The sequence below is a fragment of the Pseudomonas sp. IPO3774 genome (assembly GCF_013386835.1).
Lineage (GTDB): Bacteria > Pseudomonadota > Gammaproteobacteria > Pseudomonadales > Pseudomonadaceae > Aquipseudomonas.
In genome coordinates this window covers 22,051-37,655 of record NZ_JACAQY010000068.1, presented here as the reverse complement: position 1 = coordinate 37,655, position 15,605 = coordinate 22,051, and the positions used below count along the sequence as shown (strand labels likewise).

Genomic DNA, 15,605 nt, shown 5'->3' with positions numbered 1-15,605 from the left:
GTTGTGCCAATGGCCGCAAGTTTACACGCGGACGGTGAAAGTTGAGCAGTTGGCGTGTGGAGGTTTAAACAGGAGGCATTAACAGGAGATTAATCAGGGAAAATGGAGATCAAAATGTGGGAGCGGGCTTGCTCGCGAAGGCGGAGTGTCAGTCACTGAATGTGTGCCTGATACACCGCCTTCGCGAGCAAGTCGAATCGTCGCACCGCCGCTCCCACATTTTTGACCGAGTAAGTTATTCCAGGGCCGACGCCGGCCCAAAGAACTCATACCGGCTCTGCGCTTCCGGCACACCCAGGGCCTTCAAGTGACGCTTGATCGCCGCCATGAAGCCTTTAGGCCCCAGGAAGTACGCATCCACATCGCGCTCCTGCGGCAGCCACGCCGCCAGTTGCTCCTGGCTCAGCATCCCGACCTTGTCCGCCGCCGGGCTCACGCCATCATCCTCGGCGTAGCAATAGAAGCGCTTGAGCTGCGGATGCTGCGCCGCCAGGCCGTCCACCCATTCGCGGAACGCATGCACGCCGCCATTACGCGCGCAGTGGATAAAGTGAACCGGACGCTCGGTGGCCAGCGCCGCTTCGAGCATCGGCAATGTTGGCGTGATGCCCACGCCGCCGCTGATCAGCACCAATGGCTTGTCGCTGGCCGCCAGGGTGAACTCCCCCGAAGGCGGGAACAGATCGATGGTCGCACCCACCTGGAACTGGTCATGCAGGTAGTTCGACACCCGCCCACCGGCTTCGCGCTTGACGCTGATGCGGTACTGGCCCGAATCGCCACGCGCCGACAGGGAATAGTTGCGGCGCACCTCCTCGCCCTCCAGCACCAGCTTCATGCCGATGTACTGCCCAGGCTCGGCGGCCAGGATCGGGCCGTTATCCACAGGCGCGAAGTAAAACGAGATAATTTCCGCGCTCTCCTCCACACGCTTGACCAAGGTGAACGGCCGCGCGCCACGCCAGCCGCCCGGTGCTTGTTCCTTCTCTTTATAGATAGCCGCCTCGGCACCGATCAGGATGTCGGCCAATTGGCCATAGGCGGCGCCCCAGGCACTCATCACTTCAGGGGTGGCGATTTCGCTGCCCAGCACTTCGGAAATTGCCCGCAGCAGGCAGGTACCGACAATCGGGTAATGCTCCGGCAGGATCTGCAGGGCCACGTGCTTGTTGATGATCTTTGCCACCAGATCGCCCAACTGGTCGAGTTGGTCGATATGCCGGGCGTACATCAGCACGCCGTTGGCCAAGGCCCGGGGCTGGTCGCCGCTGGCCTGGTGGGCCTGGTTGAACAGCGGACGTACTTCTGGGTATTCGGACAGCATCATCCGGTAGAAATGGGTGATCAGGGCTTCGCCGCCACTTTCCAGCAGGGGCACGGTGGATTTGACGATGGCACGGTCTTGGGCACTAAGCATGGCAGACTCCTGAGTCTTCTTACTGAATACCCTTTACTACTCAGTATTCATGCCAACTAATAAATCCTTATAAATCAAATGCTTAATATTAATGTAGTCAGTATGACTTCCTACGTTATATAGTCACTATGACTACAAGGAGTCATTATGACTGCGAAGCCGCTGCTCACCACCCTGCTGCCCCTGGTCGCCGACCTGTCCCGCGAGTTGCCCGAAGGCGAGCGTTACCGGCGCCTGCTCCAGGCCATGCGCGCCCTGCTACCCTGCGACGCGGCCGCCCTGCTGCGCCTCGACGGCGAATGGCTGGTGCCGCTGGCGGTGGATGGCTTGAGCACCGACACCCTCGGCCGGCGCTTCAAGGTCAGCGAACATCCGCGTTTCGCCGTGCTGCTCAGCAGCCCCGGCCCTACCCGCTTTGACAGCGACAGCGAACTGCCCGACCCCTATGACGGCCTGGTGGATGGCCTGCACGGCCACTTGGAGGTTCACGACTGCATGGGCTGCCCACTGTTTGTCGACGACCAGCCCTGGGGCCTGCTGACCCTCGACGCCCTGGATACCGAGCGCTTCGAACGGGTGGAACTGGACGCCCTGCAAGCCTTCGCCAGTCTCGCCGCCGCCACCGTCAATGTCGCTGAACGCATTGAACGCCTGGCCCTGCGTGCCGAAGACGAACACCAGCGCGCCGAAATCTACCGCCAGGCCAGCGGCCAGCAGCACAAGGAAATGATCGGCCAGAGCAAGAGCCACAAACGCCTGGTGGAAGAAATCAACCTGGTGGGTGGCAGTGACCTGACGGTATTGATCACCGGCGAGACCGGCGTGGGCAAGGAGCTGGTGGCCCAGGCGATCCATGCTGCATCAAACCGCGCCGAGAAACCGCTGATCAGCCTCAACTGCGCCGCCCTGCCGGAAACCCTGGTGGAAAGCGAACTGTTCGGCCACGTGCGCGGGGCGTTTACCGGCGCGCTCAACGAACGCCGGGGCAAGTTCGAGCTGGCGAATGGCGGCACGCTGTTTCTTGATGAAGTGGGCGAGTTGTCCCTCACCGTGCAGGCCAAGCTGCTGCGGGTGCTGCAAAGTGGCCAGTTGCAGCGCCTGGGGTCTGACAAGGAGCACCAGGTGGATGTGCGCCTGATCGCTGCCACTAACCGGGATCTGGCCGAAGAAGTACGCAGCGGCCGCTATCGTGCCGACTTCTATCACCGTTTAAGCGTGTATCCCCTGCAAGTGCCGGCCCTGCGTGAGCGCGGTCGCGATGTGCTGTTGCTGGCGGGCTTTTTCCTTGAACAGAACCGCTCACGCATGGGCCTGGGCAGCCTGCGCCTGACCAGCGATGCCCAGGCGGCACTGCTGGCTTATACCTGGCCGGGGAATGTGCGCGAACTGGAACACTTGATCGGCCGCAGCGCCTTGAAAGCCCTGGGTAACTGCCGGGAGCGCCCGAAGATTCTCAGCCTCAGCGCGGCGGATCTGGACTTGCCGAACGCTACCGCGCCACCGCTCGAAGCGCAGCCCGACCCCGTGCCGGACGTCACCGGCGACCTGCGCCTGGCCACCGAGAACTACCAGCGCCAGGTCATCAGCGCCTGCCTCGAACGCCACCAGCACAACTGGGCCAGTGCCGCCCGTGAGCTGGGCCTGGACCGGGCCAACCTGGGACGAATGGCCAAGCGCCTGGGCCTGAAGTAATGAACGGTGATTCTCAGGTAAAGGAGATCAAATGTGGGAGCTGTCGAGCCCCCCACACTAAACCTGCTTCGCCTTGTAGATTGGATTGATCGGCGCGCCAGCCTTGGGCTTGCGAAACACCAACACATTCCCCAGCATCACCAGCACCAACCCCGCCAACGCCGGCGCCGTCCACTGATAGCCCTCGGCAAACGCCGAGACGTTCAACGCCACCACCGGGAACAGCACGGTGCAATACGCCGCCCGCTCCGGCCCCATGCGCCCGACCAGGGTCAGGTAGGCGGTAAAGCCAATCACCGAACCCGGGATCACCAGGTACAGCAGCGAACCGATGTACCGGCTGTTCCATTCCATGTCGAACGGAATGCCCTGCACCGCGCAGTACATCGCCAGCATCGACGCACCATAGGCCATGCCCCAGGCATTGGTGGTCAGTGGCTTGAGGCCGGCCTTCTGCTGCAGGCTCGACAGCATATTGCCCGCCGAGAAACACATGGTGCCGAGCAATGCCAAACCCAGGCCGAGCAAGGTTTGCGGGCTGGCGGTGTGCCCCACCAGTTCCGGCCAGAACAACAGCCCCAGGCCCAGCAAGCCAAGGCCGCCGCCCATCAACACATTGCGTGCGACCTTCTGCCCGAAGAACACCCGGGCGTTCAGCGCGTTCCACAAGGTGGCCGTCGAGAACACCACCGCCACCAGGCCGCTGGGAATCCACTGGCTGGCGGTCAGGAAGCACATGAAGTTGACGCAAAACAGGCACAGGCCCTGGGCCAGGCAGATCAGATGCCCGCGCCGGTTCATCACCTGCAGCTTGCGGCTGAGCAGCAGCATCACGAACAGCACCAGCGCCGCGAGGCCAAAGCGATAGACGATGGACACCGGAATCGCCACCACGCCCAGTTGCCACTTGAGGGCAATCCAGGTGGTGCCCCAGATCAATACGGTGAGTAAATACAGGAAAAGGTTCATGGCGGGCTCCGAGGGTTGAGCCACAGTTTCGCCCCTGGCGGCACCAGGTCTCTTGCACATTCTTGCGCTTTTGTCGGCTGCCGGGATCACAGCCGCCGCCGCTGGGAGTAGGATGCAAGCCGTCAGAGAGTACGAATATGCCGCCACTGGAAACCCTGCAAGTCTTTCAATCCCTCAACCGCTCGCCCAACGCTCGCCTCGAGCTGTGCGCCGAGCTCGGTGACGGCTTGTCTGCAGCCTTGTGGAGCAACCATCACGACGCCCAGGATTACGAAGCCCCCGAGCACCACACCTTGTCCTGCTACATCGGCGGCGGCACCGGCACCTTTCGCCGCGACCAGCCCGGCACCAAGGGCGGCCCGGACAAGCTGTGCATCCTGCCGGCCGAGCATCAGTCGGCCTGGGTGATCAACGGCGAAATCCGCCTGGCCCACGTGTATTTCAGCCCCGAGCAATTCGCCCTGGGCTGCGTCACCTTGCTGGACCGCGAACCCCGCGAGTTGCAACTGCGCGAGAGCACCTTCCTCGACGATGCGCGGCAGGCCCGGCGTTTTCACCAGTTGATCGGCCTGAACTGGAAAGAGCCCGGCGAACGCCTGCTGACCAGCTGCCTGGCCCATGAAATGCTCAGCCATACCTTGCTCAGCCAGGTGGGGATGCGCGAGGGTTTGCGTTTGAAAGGCGGGCTGGCCGCCCACCAGCGCCGGCAACTGGTGGAGCACATCGACCAGCAACTGGCGGAGCCGATCAGCCTGGGGCAGTTGGCAGGCTTGTGTGCGTTGTCGGAGTACCACTTTGCGCGGATGTTTCGCGAGAGTTTTGGACTGCCGCCCCATCAATATCTGCTGGCGCGGCGCCTGGCCCGCGCCCGGGAGTTGTTGCGGGGTGGGTCGTTGCCGCTGGGCGAGATTGCCCTGGCGTGCGGATTTTCCAGCGCGAGCCACTTTACCAACCGGTTCCGCCAGGCGATGGGCGCAACCCCTGGTGAATACCGGCAGGCGTTCCTGCCTTGAAATGCAATCTGCCTGACGGCACAGGTCCAATGTGGGAGCGGGCTTGCTCGCGAAAGCGGTGTGACAGTCAACACATGTACTGACTGAACCAGCGCATTCGCGAGCAAGCCCGCTCCCACCTTTGATCTTCGGTGCTCAATAGTCCGTGCTGTTGGCCAGTGCCGTGGCCAGGCGGTTTTCCAGCGCCTTAACCCGCGCGCCTGCGACCACGTAATTGTTGGTCACCATCGAAAACACCAGCTTGCGCCCATTGGCATCGGTGACATACCCAGTCAACGACGACACGCCACTCATGGAGCCGGTCTTGCCGTGCAGGTTGTTTTCCGCAGCGGTGCCCCGCAGGCGGTAACGCAGGCTGCCGCCCACCAGTCGCTGCGGATTACCGGCAACCGGCAACGCGTTGTACCAGGCGTTGAACCAGGGCTGTTTGCTGGCGGCCAGCAGCACATCCGTGAGGTTCTGCGACGACACCAGGTTACGCCGGGACAACCCTGAACCGTCCACCTGGTTCAACGTCGCCGTATCAATCCCCTGACGCTTCAGGAACCCGGCCACCGCCGCCACACCGGCAGGCGCCGTACCGGCATTCACGGTCTTGCGCCCCATGCTCTTGAGCAAGGCTTCAGACATGTTGTTATTGGAAAGCTTGAGCAACGGCGTGATCAGTTCCTGCAACGGCGCCGACTCATGCAGCGCGAGCACCGTCGCCGTGGTCGGCGTCACACCCCCGATCATCCGACGCCCCTGCACGACAATCCCCTGCTGCGCCAAGGCCTGTTCAAACAGGTTGGCCACCAGTTGCGTCGGCTCCCACACACTGACCAGTTGCGGGCTCTGCCTGCCCGGCGCCAGCGCGCCACTGAGGCGCAACAGGTTGGTGCCGTGCTGGCGATTGATTCCATAGCTGTTGCCTGTGCCGCTGACCGCACGGTTGCTGAGCTGCACGTAATCGGTAGCCGGGCTGATCTCCACCGTCACCGGGCGCCCTGCCACGACCGGCGCCCTGGCCGTGACCAGCAGGGAGCCCGCATCAAAGTCGTCATTGGGCGATACCGTCAGCGCCGAAATCTGCGCGCCGTAGTAGGTGCTTTCATCGTCCTGGGACCAGTCGGTGCCCAGGCGCTCGGCGTCGAAGAACGTGTCGTCGAACACCAGGTCGCCCCGCACCTGCCGGATGCCCTGCTGCGCCAGGTTGGCCGCCAGCGCCTGGTAATCCGCCCACTGGATCGTCGGGTCGCCCAGGCCGCGAAGGTAGAGGTTGCCGTCAAGCACCGCGCCCTGGCGGATGCCGTCGCTCAACAGTTGCGTGGAAAACCGATACTGCGGCCCCAGCACATCCATCGCCGCCGCAGTGGTCAACAGCTTGAGGCTCGAAGCCGGGCTCAGCCGTGTGCGTGGGTTGTGCTGGTAGAGCGTGTTGCCGCTGCGGGCATCACGCACCATCAGCGATACGCTGGCGCCGTGCAGTGCCGGGTCGGCCAGCAACTGGTCGAGGCTGGCACTGGTGGAAGTTTTCGGCGCCGTGGCGCAACCGCCCAGCAACAAGCTCAAGCCCAGCAGCAGCCCGCCGGTGTGTGTCCATCGTCCCAACCGCATAAACCTGGTAGTCCTTGAATTTCGAGAGTGCGCAGCTTGTGGAATTCCTCCCGGTCAATCAAGGCCCGTAGGTCGTGACGGAAAACGTATTGGCATGAAACAGCGGGTCCGGCTTGGGCTCGGCCTTGCTCGGCGCCGGCTGGGTAAAGTCCATGGCCGGCAGGAATACCCGCTGGCTCGCCGGGTCGAACGCCATGTTGTAGGCCATCGGCAAGGTGCTGACGCTGGCGCGTACGGCGTAGTGGTCGGCATCCGTTTGATCCACCAGCGTCAGGTTGGCATCGACGCCACTGGGGATCAGCAAGCGCCGGTGCTGCTCGTCGTAGGCCAGGGCGTTGACGTCGCGGGTGATCGGCAGCTTCGCCTTTACTTCACCGGTTTTCCGGTCGGCAACGATCAACACCGGCACTTCACCGCGACACGCCACAAACAGTCGCTGGCGCGCCACGTCCTGGGCCAATGCGCTGGGCTTGGGGCAACCGGCAAACTGCCAGGTGTCAAGCAACGCAAAGGTGCTCGCCGAATAGCGGGCGACCTTGCCTTCGTCGCGCATCGGCAGGAAGAAGCTGCCGTCGCCCTTGATCAGCAGCGGGTCGATTTTCTTCACCGCCAGTTCATGGGCGCCGGTGATTCGTTCCTGTTTCGGGTCGAATTCAAACAGAGTCGAACGATCCGCCCGACGCCCACTGACGATAATCACCTTGCCCGTCGATGGCTCGTACACCGCGCTGTTGAGGTTGCTTTGCGCCACCGGGATACGCTTCAAGAATGTGAGTGTGGATAACTCCACCACACTCAGACTGCCGTCGGTGTTGAGCACGAAAACCCGGTCTACCTCAGGCACGAACACCACGCCGTTGGCGCCTTCGGACTGCGCCACCGTCTCGACCAGGCGCTGCTGTTTCACATCAAACACGCTCAGGCCGTTTTCCCGGCGAGCCAGGAACAGATACGGCCGGGTCGGGTCCAGCCCGACAAAGCCCCAACTGTGGCCAGAGCCGGGCAATGTCACCCGGTGTTCGCGATGGTAGGTCGAGTCATCAGCCGATGCTGCGCCGCTGATCAACAGTGCTGCCAGTAACCAGTGTTTCATCAGAACTCCAGGGTGCTGGAGACGGACACCTGACGGGCGTCGCCGATGGAGACAAACTGCGTGTTCACGGCCGAGGTGTAATAGGTACGGTCAAACAGGTTCTTCACGTTGAGCTGGAACTTGACCTTCTGCCCCTCGATTTTAGTGTCATAGGTGGCGAACGCATCGGCCACGGTGTAGCTCGGCAGGTCGAAATCGTTGGCGGCATTACCCGCTCGCTCCCCCACATAACGTGCACCGGCGCCCACCCGCAGTTGGTCACCGCCAAGGATGCTGCCGAAGTCATACACCGCTGACAGCGAGCCGGTGTTCTTCGCGACGTTTTGCAGGCGGTTGCCCTTAAGGTCCGGGTCTTCGGTGACAACAGCATCGGTGTAGGCGTAGCTGCCGATTACGCTCCATTTATCCGTCAGTTGACCGCTGGCGTCCAGTTCAAGGCCGCGGGAGCGGACCTTGCCGGCTACGCTATAGATCGCGGTCGGGCCGTCGCCCACCTCGACCAATACATTGCGCTTCTCGATGTTGAACAGAGCGGCGCTGGCAGTGATACGACCCGGAATGTCGAGTTTGGTACCCAACTCCCAGGACTTCGACTGTTCCGGTTCAAGGCTGCCATCCAGCACCGTTTTGTTATCCAGCGGTGCGATGGTGGAGTTGGGCTTGAACGACTCGGTGTAGCTGCCATAGAACGACAGCTCGTCAGTGTAGCGGTACACCAGGCCCGCGCGTGGCACCCACTTCTGGCCATTGCCGTCGGTGTTGGCGGTGAACGGGACACCCTTGCCGGCGTATTGGTCGTACATCTGATAACGCGCGCCGCCCACCAGGATCCACTGGTCGGTGAGGTGGATCGCATCCTGCAGGAACAGCGAGTCGCTGCGCAGCAGGTCCATCTGGTTGCTGTCCGGCGCGCTGACGGTGGTGCCCGCCACTTCATTGCCATAGACCGGATCGTTGTAGTTGAACGTGCCACGGGGCGCCTGGCGGATCAGGTCGGCCCGGTAGATCTTGCGGTACTCGTCATCCAGGCCGAAGGTCAGGTCGTGCTGCATGCCCGCGACGTTGACCTTGCCTTCAAGGCTGGCGGTGGCGAAGCGGTCGGTGGTCAGTGCGCCCTGGGTGCCGTCCATGCTGCGGGTCAGGGTGCCATTGGCGTTGACCTTGACCACACGCACCTGGCTGGCGTCGTAGGTCTCGCGGTTCCAGCTGTAGCCGAAGTGGGCTTTCCAGTCGTCATTCAAATCGTGGTCGGCCTCGAAGCGGTACAGGTCGGAGCGGCCTTCCATGTTGTTGAAGGGCTCGTCCAGGCGGCGAGTCGACGGGATGTTGAGCGGGTGGTTGGTCTTGGGGTCGATGGCGGTGCCCCGGTCGAACGGCGAGAGAAACTCCCGGTGCTCATAGGCAAACAACAGCTTGGTGTTGTCGCCGTACCAGGCCAGCGACGGTGCGATCAGGCTCTCGCGGTGAGTGCCGTAGTTGCGCCAGTAATCTTCGTCTTCGTGATCGACGATCAAGCGGTACGCCAACCCGCTGTCACCGATGGGCCCTGTGGTGTCGAGGTTGCCGCCGCTGCCGTTCTTGCCGTCGCCAAAGGTCGAGCCGCGCACGGTCAGCGAGGTGGATTGGATCAGCTCGGGTTTCTTGCTGACGATATTGACCACGCCGCCCGGATCCTGGATGCCATACAGCAACGACGACGGGCCCTTGAGCACTTCGACGCGCTCGGCGGTGGAATTCAGCGCGCGGCCCTGCACCAGCGGCATGCCGTCCTGCATGATCGAACCGTTTCGGTTGTCACCAAAACCCCGCAGCATCACCGCGTCCTGGGTGCTGCCCAAGGTGTTGGCCTGGGTGATGCCACTGATGTTGGTCAGGGCATCGTCGAGGTTGCGCGGCTGTTGATCGCGCATCACCTGGGCCGGTACAACGTTGACAGTCTGTGGGGTTTCCAGCAGCAGGCCGTGGGAACGCATCACCGAACTTGTAGGCGGCGGTTGATAGCTGGTGGTATCCGAGGCCAGGGCGGCACCGTTGATGGTGGTGGCGCCGAGGTTCAGCGCGCCGTCGGTGGGCAGCGGTTCCAGGGCCAGGGTGCGGGCGTCGATCTGGCGGAAGGTGAAGCCGGAATTACCCAGCAGGCGTTGCATGGCCTGGGCCGCACTCATCTGCCCGGTGATGGCCGGGGCCTTGATGGCGTAGGGCGCTTCGTCGGTGTAGACCACGCTGATGCCGGTCACCCGGGTGAAGTCGCTCAAGGCCTGGGGCAGCGGCTTGGCGGCCAGGGCAAAGTTGAACAGCGTGCTCTGCTGCTGCGCCTCGGCCGCCTGCGCCACGCCCAGGGGCAACAGCGCCAGCCCCGAAACTGCCAATACCGAGGCTCCCAGCCAATGTTTAACCGAACCCGCCGACGTTGCCCTGGACTTCATGCTTGAGAACCCGTGTGTAAAAAACGCTGTTAATGCGAATTAATCGCAGTTTCAAGCACTACACGGATGGCCGACAGGTTTACCTCACACCGATTTGAAAATAATTTCAGTCACGCCGGTTGGATCCGAAATCCGAAGCGCGGAACGTGCACATGCACGGTGCCGGCGCGGTCATCGGTGCGCCGCAGAATCAGCTCTTCGCGGCCGGCAAACAGCAACTCCCCGGCCACCGGATCGGTGCCGTAGTCGGTGGCGCTGATGGTCACTTGCTGGCCGGGCTTGAAGCCGTTCGGGTCTTCGAAGATTTCTTCCGGCAGGTTGGCCGGCATGGCATTGCGCGCGACTTCCAGGGCTTGCTCGGCACTCATCTGGCTCGACGTGCCATGCCCGAAACCCAACACCCGGGCGAGCCAGGCGGCCACCGCAGGATAGGTTTCCACCAGCGGCGAGGTGACCGACGATCCCATGAGGAACCACAACGGGTGCGCCAGGGCGAAGTCGGCAATCGACGGCTCGCCGAACAGGAAGTCGCCCTGCTGGTGCTGCAACTGCTGATTGATACGACCGATGATCACCGGCCATTGATGCTTGGCCTGATCCAGTTGCACACGGGTGGCCGTGCCGCCACTGAACAATTTGCTGCGGTCGGCCACCAGCACCTGGAGCATTTCCGGCGGCACTTTGGCGAACTTGACCGCCAGGGATTCCGGCTGGAACACCAGGCTCACGGCATGGGAGAACACCGTCGAATCAGCCCAGGCGGCGAAGCTTTGGCTGACCAGTTCCAGGCCTTGGGGAAACAGCGCCGGCACGGACTTTTCCTGCTCCAGGCGGCGGGCGATCAGTGCGGTGTCGCAGTAGATATCGGCGCCCACCTGCAACACCGGGGTCTTGCGATAACCACCGGTGAGGGCCGTCAAGTCAGGCTTGGGCATCACCGGCGAGATGTGCACCGAACGCCAGGACAAGCCCTTGAAGCCCAGCAACAGGCGGGCTTTTTCGGCAAACGGGGATTGCGGGTAGTGGTGCAGGATCAACTCAGTCATGCCAGGCTCCGCTCAATGAGTGAGCGTCCAGCTTAGCCTGCAAACCCGGCAAAGGTGCGCATGGGAACCTATCAGTCAAACTGATGGGCCGATCGCCGCCAGGCACTCCTTGGCGCTTTTCTTGAGTTTCTTGATCAGCCGTTCCTGGCGCAGCGCCTCGGCCTTGCTGATGCATGCCTCGGTGTACACCAGCGCCACGGCGGGGCTCGAGAGGAAAAACCGTGCGCCCTTGCCACTCTGGTGCATGGCAAAGCGGCGCACCGGGTCATTGCTGATACCGCAATAGAGCGAGCCATTGGCGGCGCGCACCAGGTAGACAAACCACGGTTTGGCTTCAGAAGGAGTCGTCACGGATCAATTCGGCAAACCATAGGAACGCCAATCTTATCAACGACTGGCCTGGAACGCCTTCAACCCTTTCAGCGCCTGGGCCCGCACGGCGTTTTTCACCAGCGGCGTCCAGCCCAGCAACAGGCCTTTGGTGCCCAACGCCTGCCGCGACCAGCGCCACAGGTCAAAGTGGTCGTGATGCTCGCAGATCTTGCCGTCACGAAACACAAAGCGCGCCCGGATATCGTTGACTACGGTGTTGCCCGTCGCACTGAACAGGTAGGTCGCCACCCAGTGGGCGCTGCCGGTGATTTCATCGCTGCGCACACTGTCGAAGGTCAGGGAAAAGTCCTTGGCCCGGGTGGTCAGCATGCGCCACATGTCGCCGGCATCACGGCCACGCAGTTCACCGAATGCCGGGTCGCTGAACACCACGTCGTCGCTGTAGCAGGCGCTCATGGCCTCGGCATCCAGGCGCTGGAAGGCACTGTAGAACTCGGTGATCAAGGCGTTATGGGCGTCGCTCATGGGCAGGTTCCGCAAAAGAAGTTGGGATGGCCGGTACGATAATCCCCAAGGCCGGGGAACACTACTGGCATCAACGCCAGGAATACCTCATCCCGTCCCTTCAGGGCACCATTCCGCTGCTGCGAGCATAGTGGAACAAATCCACATCGGTGGAGATACACAGCCGGTTCATCGCGGTACTTTTCTGTTTGCTGATGGTGGAGATGCTGCGATTGACCCGCGCGGCAATCTGGCTGACGGTCATGCCGCTGGCCAGCATGCGCACCACTTCGCGCTCCTTGCCCGACAGTTGCGGCGGTTGTGATTGATCGCCCGTGCCGGCCTGCACCAACTGGGTCCGCAGGGACTCGCTGACGAAGGTCTTGCCCTCGCAGACTTCCTTGATGGCCGTGGGCAACTCCTTGGCCGACGCACTCTTGGCGACAATGCCTCGGGCGCCCTCGGCGAACGAGGCACGCAGGGTGGCGATATTGGCGAACATCGTCACCAGGATCACCGGCACCCCGGGGTATTGGCGTTGCAACAAGCCCAACAACACATAGCCGTCAGCCTGCTGCCCGCCCGGCATGGCGAAGTCCGTCACCAGCACATCGCAAGGGGTGCTGCCCAGTACCCGCAGCAGCTCATCCGGGCCGTTGGCCTCACCGACCACCTTGCACTTGCCGTTGGCCTCGATCACCACCTTCTGCCCGATCCGAACAATGGGATGATCGTCAGCAATAATTACGCGAAGCATAGAAATCCATGAGTGATGGCAAATTGATTTGCGCAAAATAACCCTGTCCGTCCCGGGCAACAACCGCCCACCTGGGAGCGGTTTTCAATGGCGTCCCGTGTTCTTAAGCGGGTGATTTTTTACCTACAACAAAAAAGGAAACCACCTACAAACTAAGCCCACAGACAGAGGTAATACCCCCTACAGAATCGCTGAAAATGTCATAAATCTGTCAAATAGCGCAGATACACCAGCAGGTCCTGGTCGAACCGCTGCAATGCCCGCCTGTTGCACCGGATCCCGTGCTTGCGCACCTGTTCGATCAACTCCCCCGCACAGCGATCCAGCTCCGTCTCGCCAAAAAACGCCAGGCTTCCCGCCAGGCGATGCAGGCAGTCGACCAATGCATGCGGGTCGACGATGCGGCAAGCCTGTACCAGGCCTGCGTAATCAGCCTCGGCCTCGCGCACCAGGGTGCGCAACATTTGGTTCACCACCTGTTCATCGCCAAATGTCCTGATCAGTTCGGCACGAGTCGGCCAGTGCACCCCGGCGCAGGCTGTGGCAGGCGGGTTCGTACTGGCGCCCGGCGGCTGTGGCAGCCACTGCTCCAGCACCCCGCGCAATTGTTCCAGGGTCAGCGGTTTGAGCAGCCAGGCATCCATGCCGGCCTCAAGGCAGCGGCGCGCATCGTCCGCAGAGAGTTTGGCGGTCAAGGCAATGATCGGCACACGCGGGCGGCTGTGTACGGCCTCTCGCCGCCTGATCTCACGAGCCATGCTATAGCCATCCAGCACCGGCATGCGGCAATCGCTGATCACCAGGTCGAAATGCCGCAGGGCGATGGCGGTCAACGCGGCCTGCCCGTTGCACACCAGTTCGTGATCGACTTCGAATTTTTGCAGGAACCAGCCCATCAAGGCGCGATAGGCCTGATGGTCCTCGACGATCAGCACGCTCAGGTGCTTCCAGTGAACAGGAGGACTGCGCCATGGCACCGTTTGCTGCCTGGGGGCGTCGTCAGCAAACACGCTTGGCATCATGGCCACCTCGATATCGGCGCCGACCTGCCAGGGCCATCAGACGGCCCTGGCATATCGTCTAGTGAGGGTGCGCTTGACGGTGATCCTTAACCCATCCGCCTGGCACCCATTACCGAATCAAGCTATCCACATGAATACCACTCTTGCGATACAAGAACTACGAAAAGACAGTTTTTCCTACAGCTCCGCCCACCTATTCCGACTTGACGCAGGCGAGCTAGAGGGATAGCGGATTGTCGTAATTCTTGTATTTCCCCTCCTCCCCCCCGGCGCTAAATTGCGCCCCACCCCAAGAGGGCAACCCGCCAACTCACCTGGCGGCCAACTATCCGAACTGACCCGACGCCCAACCGCGCCTCTTTCTGCGCTGCGGTGAGCTGCACCCGTCAGTTGATCCAACACCGAGACAATACAACCATGAACAAGCACCTGATCGCCGTCGCCAGCGCCCTGCTGATCACTGGCACCGCCCCCGCCTTCGCCGCCAGCACCGTGGACCTGACAGTCAAGGGCATCATCACCCCGAATGCCTGCACGCCGAGCCTGTCCAGTGGCGGGGTCATCGACCACGGCAAGATGTCGGCCAAGGACTTGAACGCCACCCAGATCACCCTGTTGCCGAAAGTCACGCTGCAAATGACCGTGACCTGCGATGCGCCGGTGATCTTCGCCCTCAAGGCGACCGACAACCGTATTGGCTCCGGCAGCGGCAGCGGCTTCGGGCTGGGCTTTATCAACGGCACGCAAAAGCTGGGTTCCTATAGCTTGACCCTTGGCGCCAACGGTAGCCCGCCCCAGGCCGACGGCGAAACCGTGCAAGCCATCGGGTCTTTCGACAATGGCGTCACCTGGGAGCGTTGGAACAGCTTTGAAACCGGCACCTATCTCTCGGTCGCCACCCTGGCAGACGCCAGCACCCCGCGTGCCACCCAGCAACTGGTCACCCCCGTGGCCTACAGCGGCTACATCAACCGCACCGACGGCCTGGACCTGAGCAACGAAGTCAATATCGACGGCTCGGCCACCATTGAAGTGCTCTACCTGTAACCCACCTTCGCCCCTGACCTGCAACCAAAAGGTGCTGCTCGATGATGAATTCCTCACCCGCTGTCTTTCTCGCCACGTTGCTGCTGGCCCCCACCGTCCTGGCCGCCAGCAGTACCGACTTCGCCGTCACGGGCACCATCACACCCAATGCCTGTGAACCCATGCTCTCCGGCGGAGGCGTGGTGGATTACGGAAAAATGCCGGCCAAGGAACTCAACACCGACAGCCCGACCTCACTGCAGCCGCAGACCATGCAAATGGAAGTCCTGTGTGAAGCGCCAACGTTCATCGCGCTGAGCACGATCGATAACCGCGCCGGCACTTCGGCAATTAACGACTACTGGCATGGCCTGGGGTTGACGGACAGTGGCGAAAAACTTGGCGCCACCGCATTCGGCCTGCTCAACCCGGTCGCGGACGGCGTCACGGTCAAGACGATCAACTCGACCGATGGCGGGGTGACCTGGCTCCCGTCGATTTACCTGGGCCACTACACCCAAACCTCGGTCGCCACCAACGGCGGTGCGAACACCCCGATTGCGATACGGCAATTCAGTGCCGACCTGCGCGTGTACACGATGGTCGACGGCACCGACCGCCTGACCGTGCTCGACGAAGTGCCGCTGGACGGCCATGCCACCGTGCAACTGAAGTACCTGTAACCCTTTATTCAACCGGCCCCACTCGAAA

Annotated in this window: 14 protein-coding genes; 4 read left to right on the top strand and 10 right to left on the bottom strand. The window is 62.2% G+C overall.

The window, feature by feature from the left end:
* Positions 1–235 precede the first annotated feature (235 nt).
* The gene (hmpA, locus tag HYE77_RS30185) at positions 236–1,417 is read right to left on the bottom strand and encodes an NO-inducible flavohemoprotein (RefSeq protein ID WP_102369858.1); all 1,182 of its coding nucleotides are present in this window, start codon (positions 1,415–1,417) and stop codon (positions 236–238) included.
* A 147-nt stretch (positions 1,418–1,564) separates the two neighbouring features.
* Here hmpA and norR point away from each other — a divergent pair, with 147 nt between their 5' ends.
* A complete protein-coding gene (gene norR, locus HYE77_RS30180) occupies positions 1,565–3,109 on the top strand; it encodes a nitric oxide reductase transcriptional regulator NorR (RefSeq protein WP_008435623.1) in 1,545 nt (514 codons plus the stop codon).
* A 57-nt stretch (positions 3,110–3,166) separates the two neighbouring features.
* Here norR and HYE77_RS30175 read toward each other — a convergent pair whose 3' ends face one another.
* Positions 3,167–4,078 carry a DMT family transporter gene (locus HYE77_RS30175; protein WP_008435625.1) on the bottom strand — a complete coding sequence of 304 codons (912 nt, stop codon included), beginning with the start codon at positions 4,076–4,078 and terminating at the stop codon, positions 3,167–3,169.
* A gap of 137 nt (positions 4,079–4,215) precedes the next feature.
* Here HYE77_RS30175 and HYE77_RS30170 point away from each other — a divergent pair, with 137 nt between their 5' ends.
* Positions 4,216–5,091, top strand: coding sequence for a helix-turn-helix domain-containing protein (locus HYE77_RS30170; RefSeq protein ID WP_177070268.1), 876 nt, complete (start codon positions 4,216–4,218; stop codon positions 5,089–5,091).
* 135 nt (positions 5,092–5,226) lie between these two features.
* On the opposite strand, the gene dacB is transcribed toward HYE77_RS30170, so the two are convergent.
* The 8 genes from dacB to HYE77_RS30130 form a co-directional block, all read right to left on the bottom strand.
* The gene (gene dacB, locus HYE77_RS30165; protein ID WP_177040289.1) at positions 5,227–6,687 is read right to left on the bottom strand and encodes a D-alanyl-D-alanine carboxypeptidase/D-alanyl-D-alanine-endopeptidase; all 1,461 of its coding nucleotides are present in this window, start codon (positions 6,685–6,687) and stop codon (positions 5,227–5,229) included.
* Positions 6,688–6,745: 58 nt separating this feature from the next.
* On the bottom strand, positions 6,746–7,780 hold the full coding sequence (locus HYE77_RS30160; RefSeq protein ID WP_102369863.1) for a YncE family protein: 1,035 nt from the start codon (positions 7,778–7,780) through the stop codon (positions 6,746–6,748).
* Entirely contained in the window at positions 7,780–10,206 is a 2,427-nt protein-coding gene (locus tag HYE77_RS30155) for a TonB-dependent receptor (RefSeq protein ID WP_177070266.1), read from the bottom strand. The genes HYE77_RS30160 and HYE77_RS30155 overlap by 1 nt, the downstream gene beginning before the upstream one ends.
* A gap of 110 nt (positions 10,207–10,316) precedes the next feature.
* Complete coding sequence (locus HYE77_RS30150) at positions 10,317–11,252, bottom strand: glutathione S-transferase family protein (RefSeq protein WP_177008763.1); 936 nt, start codon at positions 11,250–11,252, stop codon at positions 10,317–10,319.
* Between the two features lie 75 nt (positions 11,253–11,327).
* Positions 11,328–11,603 (bottom strand): GIY-YIG nuclease family protein, encoded by a 276-nt coding sequence (locus tag HYE77_RS30145; RefSeq protein ID WP_003216354.1) that lies wholly within the window; start codon positions 11,601–11,603, stop codon positions 11,328–11,330.
* A gap of 36 nt (positions 11,604–11,639) precedes the next feature.
* Entirely contained in the window at positions 11,640–12,110 is a 471-nt protein-coding gene (locus HYE77_RS30140; RefSeq protein ID WP_008435632.1) for a nuclear transport factor 2 family protein, read from the bottom strand.
* Positions 12,111–12,210: 100 nt separating this feature from the next.
* Entirely contained in the window at positions 12,211–12,846 is a 636-nt protein-coding gene (locus HYE77_RS30135; RefSeq protein ID WP_003216351.1) for a response regulator transcription factor, read from the bottom strand.
* Positions 12,847–13,046: 200 nt separating this feature from the next.
* Entirely contained in the window at positions 13,047–13,781 is a 735-nt protein-coding gene (locus HYE77_RS30130; protein WP_177021865.1) for a response regulator, read from the bottom strand.
* Positions 13,782–14,285: 504 nt separating this feature from the next.
* Here HYE77_RS30130 and HYE77_RS30125 point away from each other — a divergent pair.
* Together HYE77_RS30125 and HYE77_RS30120 are read left to right on the top strand one after the other, a co-directional pair.
* A complete protein-coding gene (locus HYE77_RS30125) occupies positions 14,286–14,915 on the top strand; it encodes a DUF1120 domain-containing protein (RefSeq protein ID WP_087692818.1) in 630 nt (209 codons plus the stop codon).
* Between the two features lie 44 nt (positions 14,916–14,959).
* Positions 14,960–15,577: a DUF1120 domain-containing protein gene (locus tag HYE77_RS30120; protein WP_166742204.1), complete on the top strand. Its 618-nt coding sequence runs from the start codon at positions 14,960–14,962 to the stop codon at positions 15,575–15,577.
* Positions 15,578–15,605: the final 28 nt, after the last annotated feature.

Bases quoted from the DNA above. Each gene is read 5' to 3' on its own strand.
- hmpA (WP_102369858.1), bottom strand. From the start codon at position 1,417: ATGCTTAGTGCCCAAGACCGTGCCATCGTCAAATCCACCGTGCCCCTG.
- norR (WP_008435623.1), top strand. From the start codon at position 1,565: ATGACTGCGAAGCCGCTGCTCACCACCCTGCTGCCCCTGGTCGCCGAC.
- HYE77_RS30175 (WP_008435625.1), bottom strand. From the start codon at position 4,078: ATGAACCTTTTCCTGTATTTACTCACCGTATTGATCTGGGGCACCACC.
- HYE77_RS30170 (WP_177070268.1), top strand. From the start codon at position 4,216: ATGCCGCCACTGGAAACCCTGCAAGTCTTTCAATCCCTCAACCGCTCG.
- dacB (WP_177040289.1), bottom strand. From the start codon at position 6,687: ATGCGGTTGGGACGATGGACACACACCGGCGGGCTGCTGCTGGGCTTG.
- HYE77_RS30160 (WP_102369863.1), bottom strand. From the start codon at position 7,780: ATGAAACACTGGTTACTGGCAGCACTGTTGATCAGCGGCGCAGCATCG.
- HYE77_RS30155 (WP_177070266.1), bottom strand. From the start codon at position 10,206: ATGAAGTCCAGGGCAACGTCGGCGGGTTCGGTTAAACATTGGCTGGGA.
- HYE77_RS30150 (WP_177008763.1), bottom strand. From the start codon at position 11,252: ATGACTGAGTTGATCCTGCACCACTACCCGCAATCCCCGTTTGCCGAA.
- HYE77_RS30140 (WP_008435632.1), bottom strand. From the start codon at position 12,110: ATGAGCGACGCCCATAACGCCTTGATCACCGAGTTCTACAGTGCCTTC.
- HYE77_RS30135 (WP_003216351.1), bottom strand. From the start codon at position 12,846: ATGCTTCGCGTAATTATTGCTGACGATCATCCCATTGTTCGGATCGGG.
- HYE77_RS30125 (WP_087692818.1), top strand. From the start codon at position 14,286: ATGAACAAGCACCTGATCGCCGTCGCCAGCGCCCTGCTGATCACTGGC.
- HYE77_RS30120 (WP_166742204.1), top strand. From the start codon at position 14,960: ATGAATTCCTCACCCGCTGTCTTTCTCGCCACGTTGCTGCTGGCCCCC.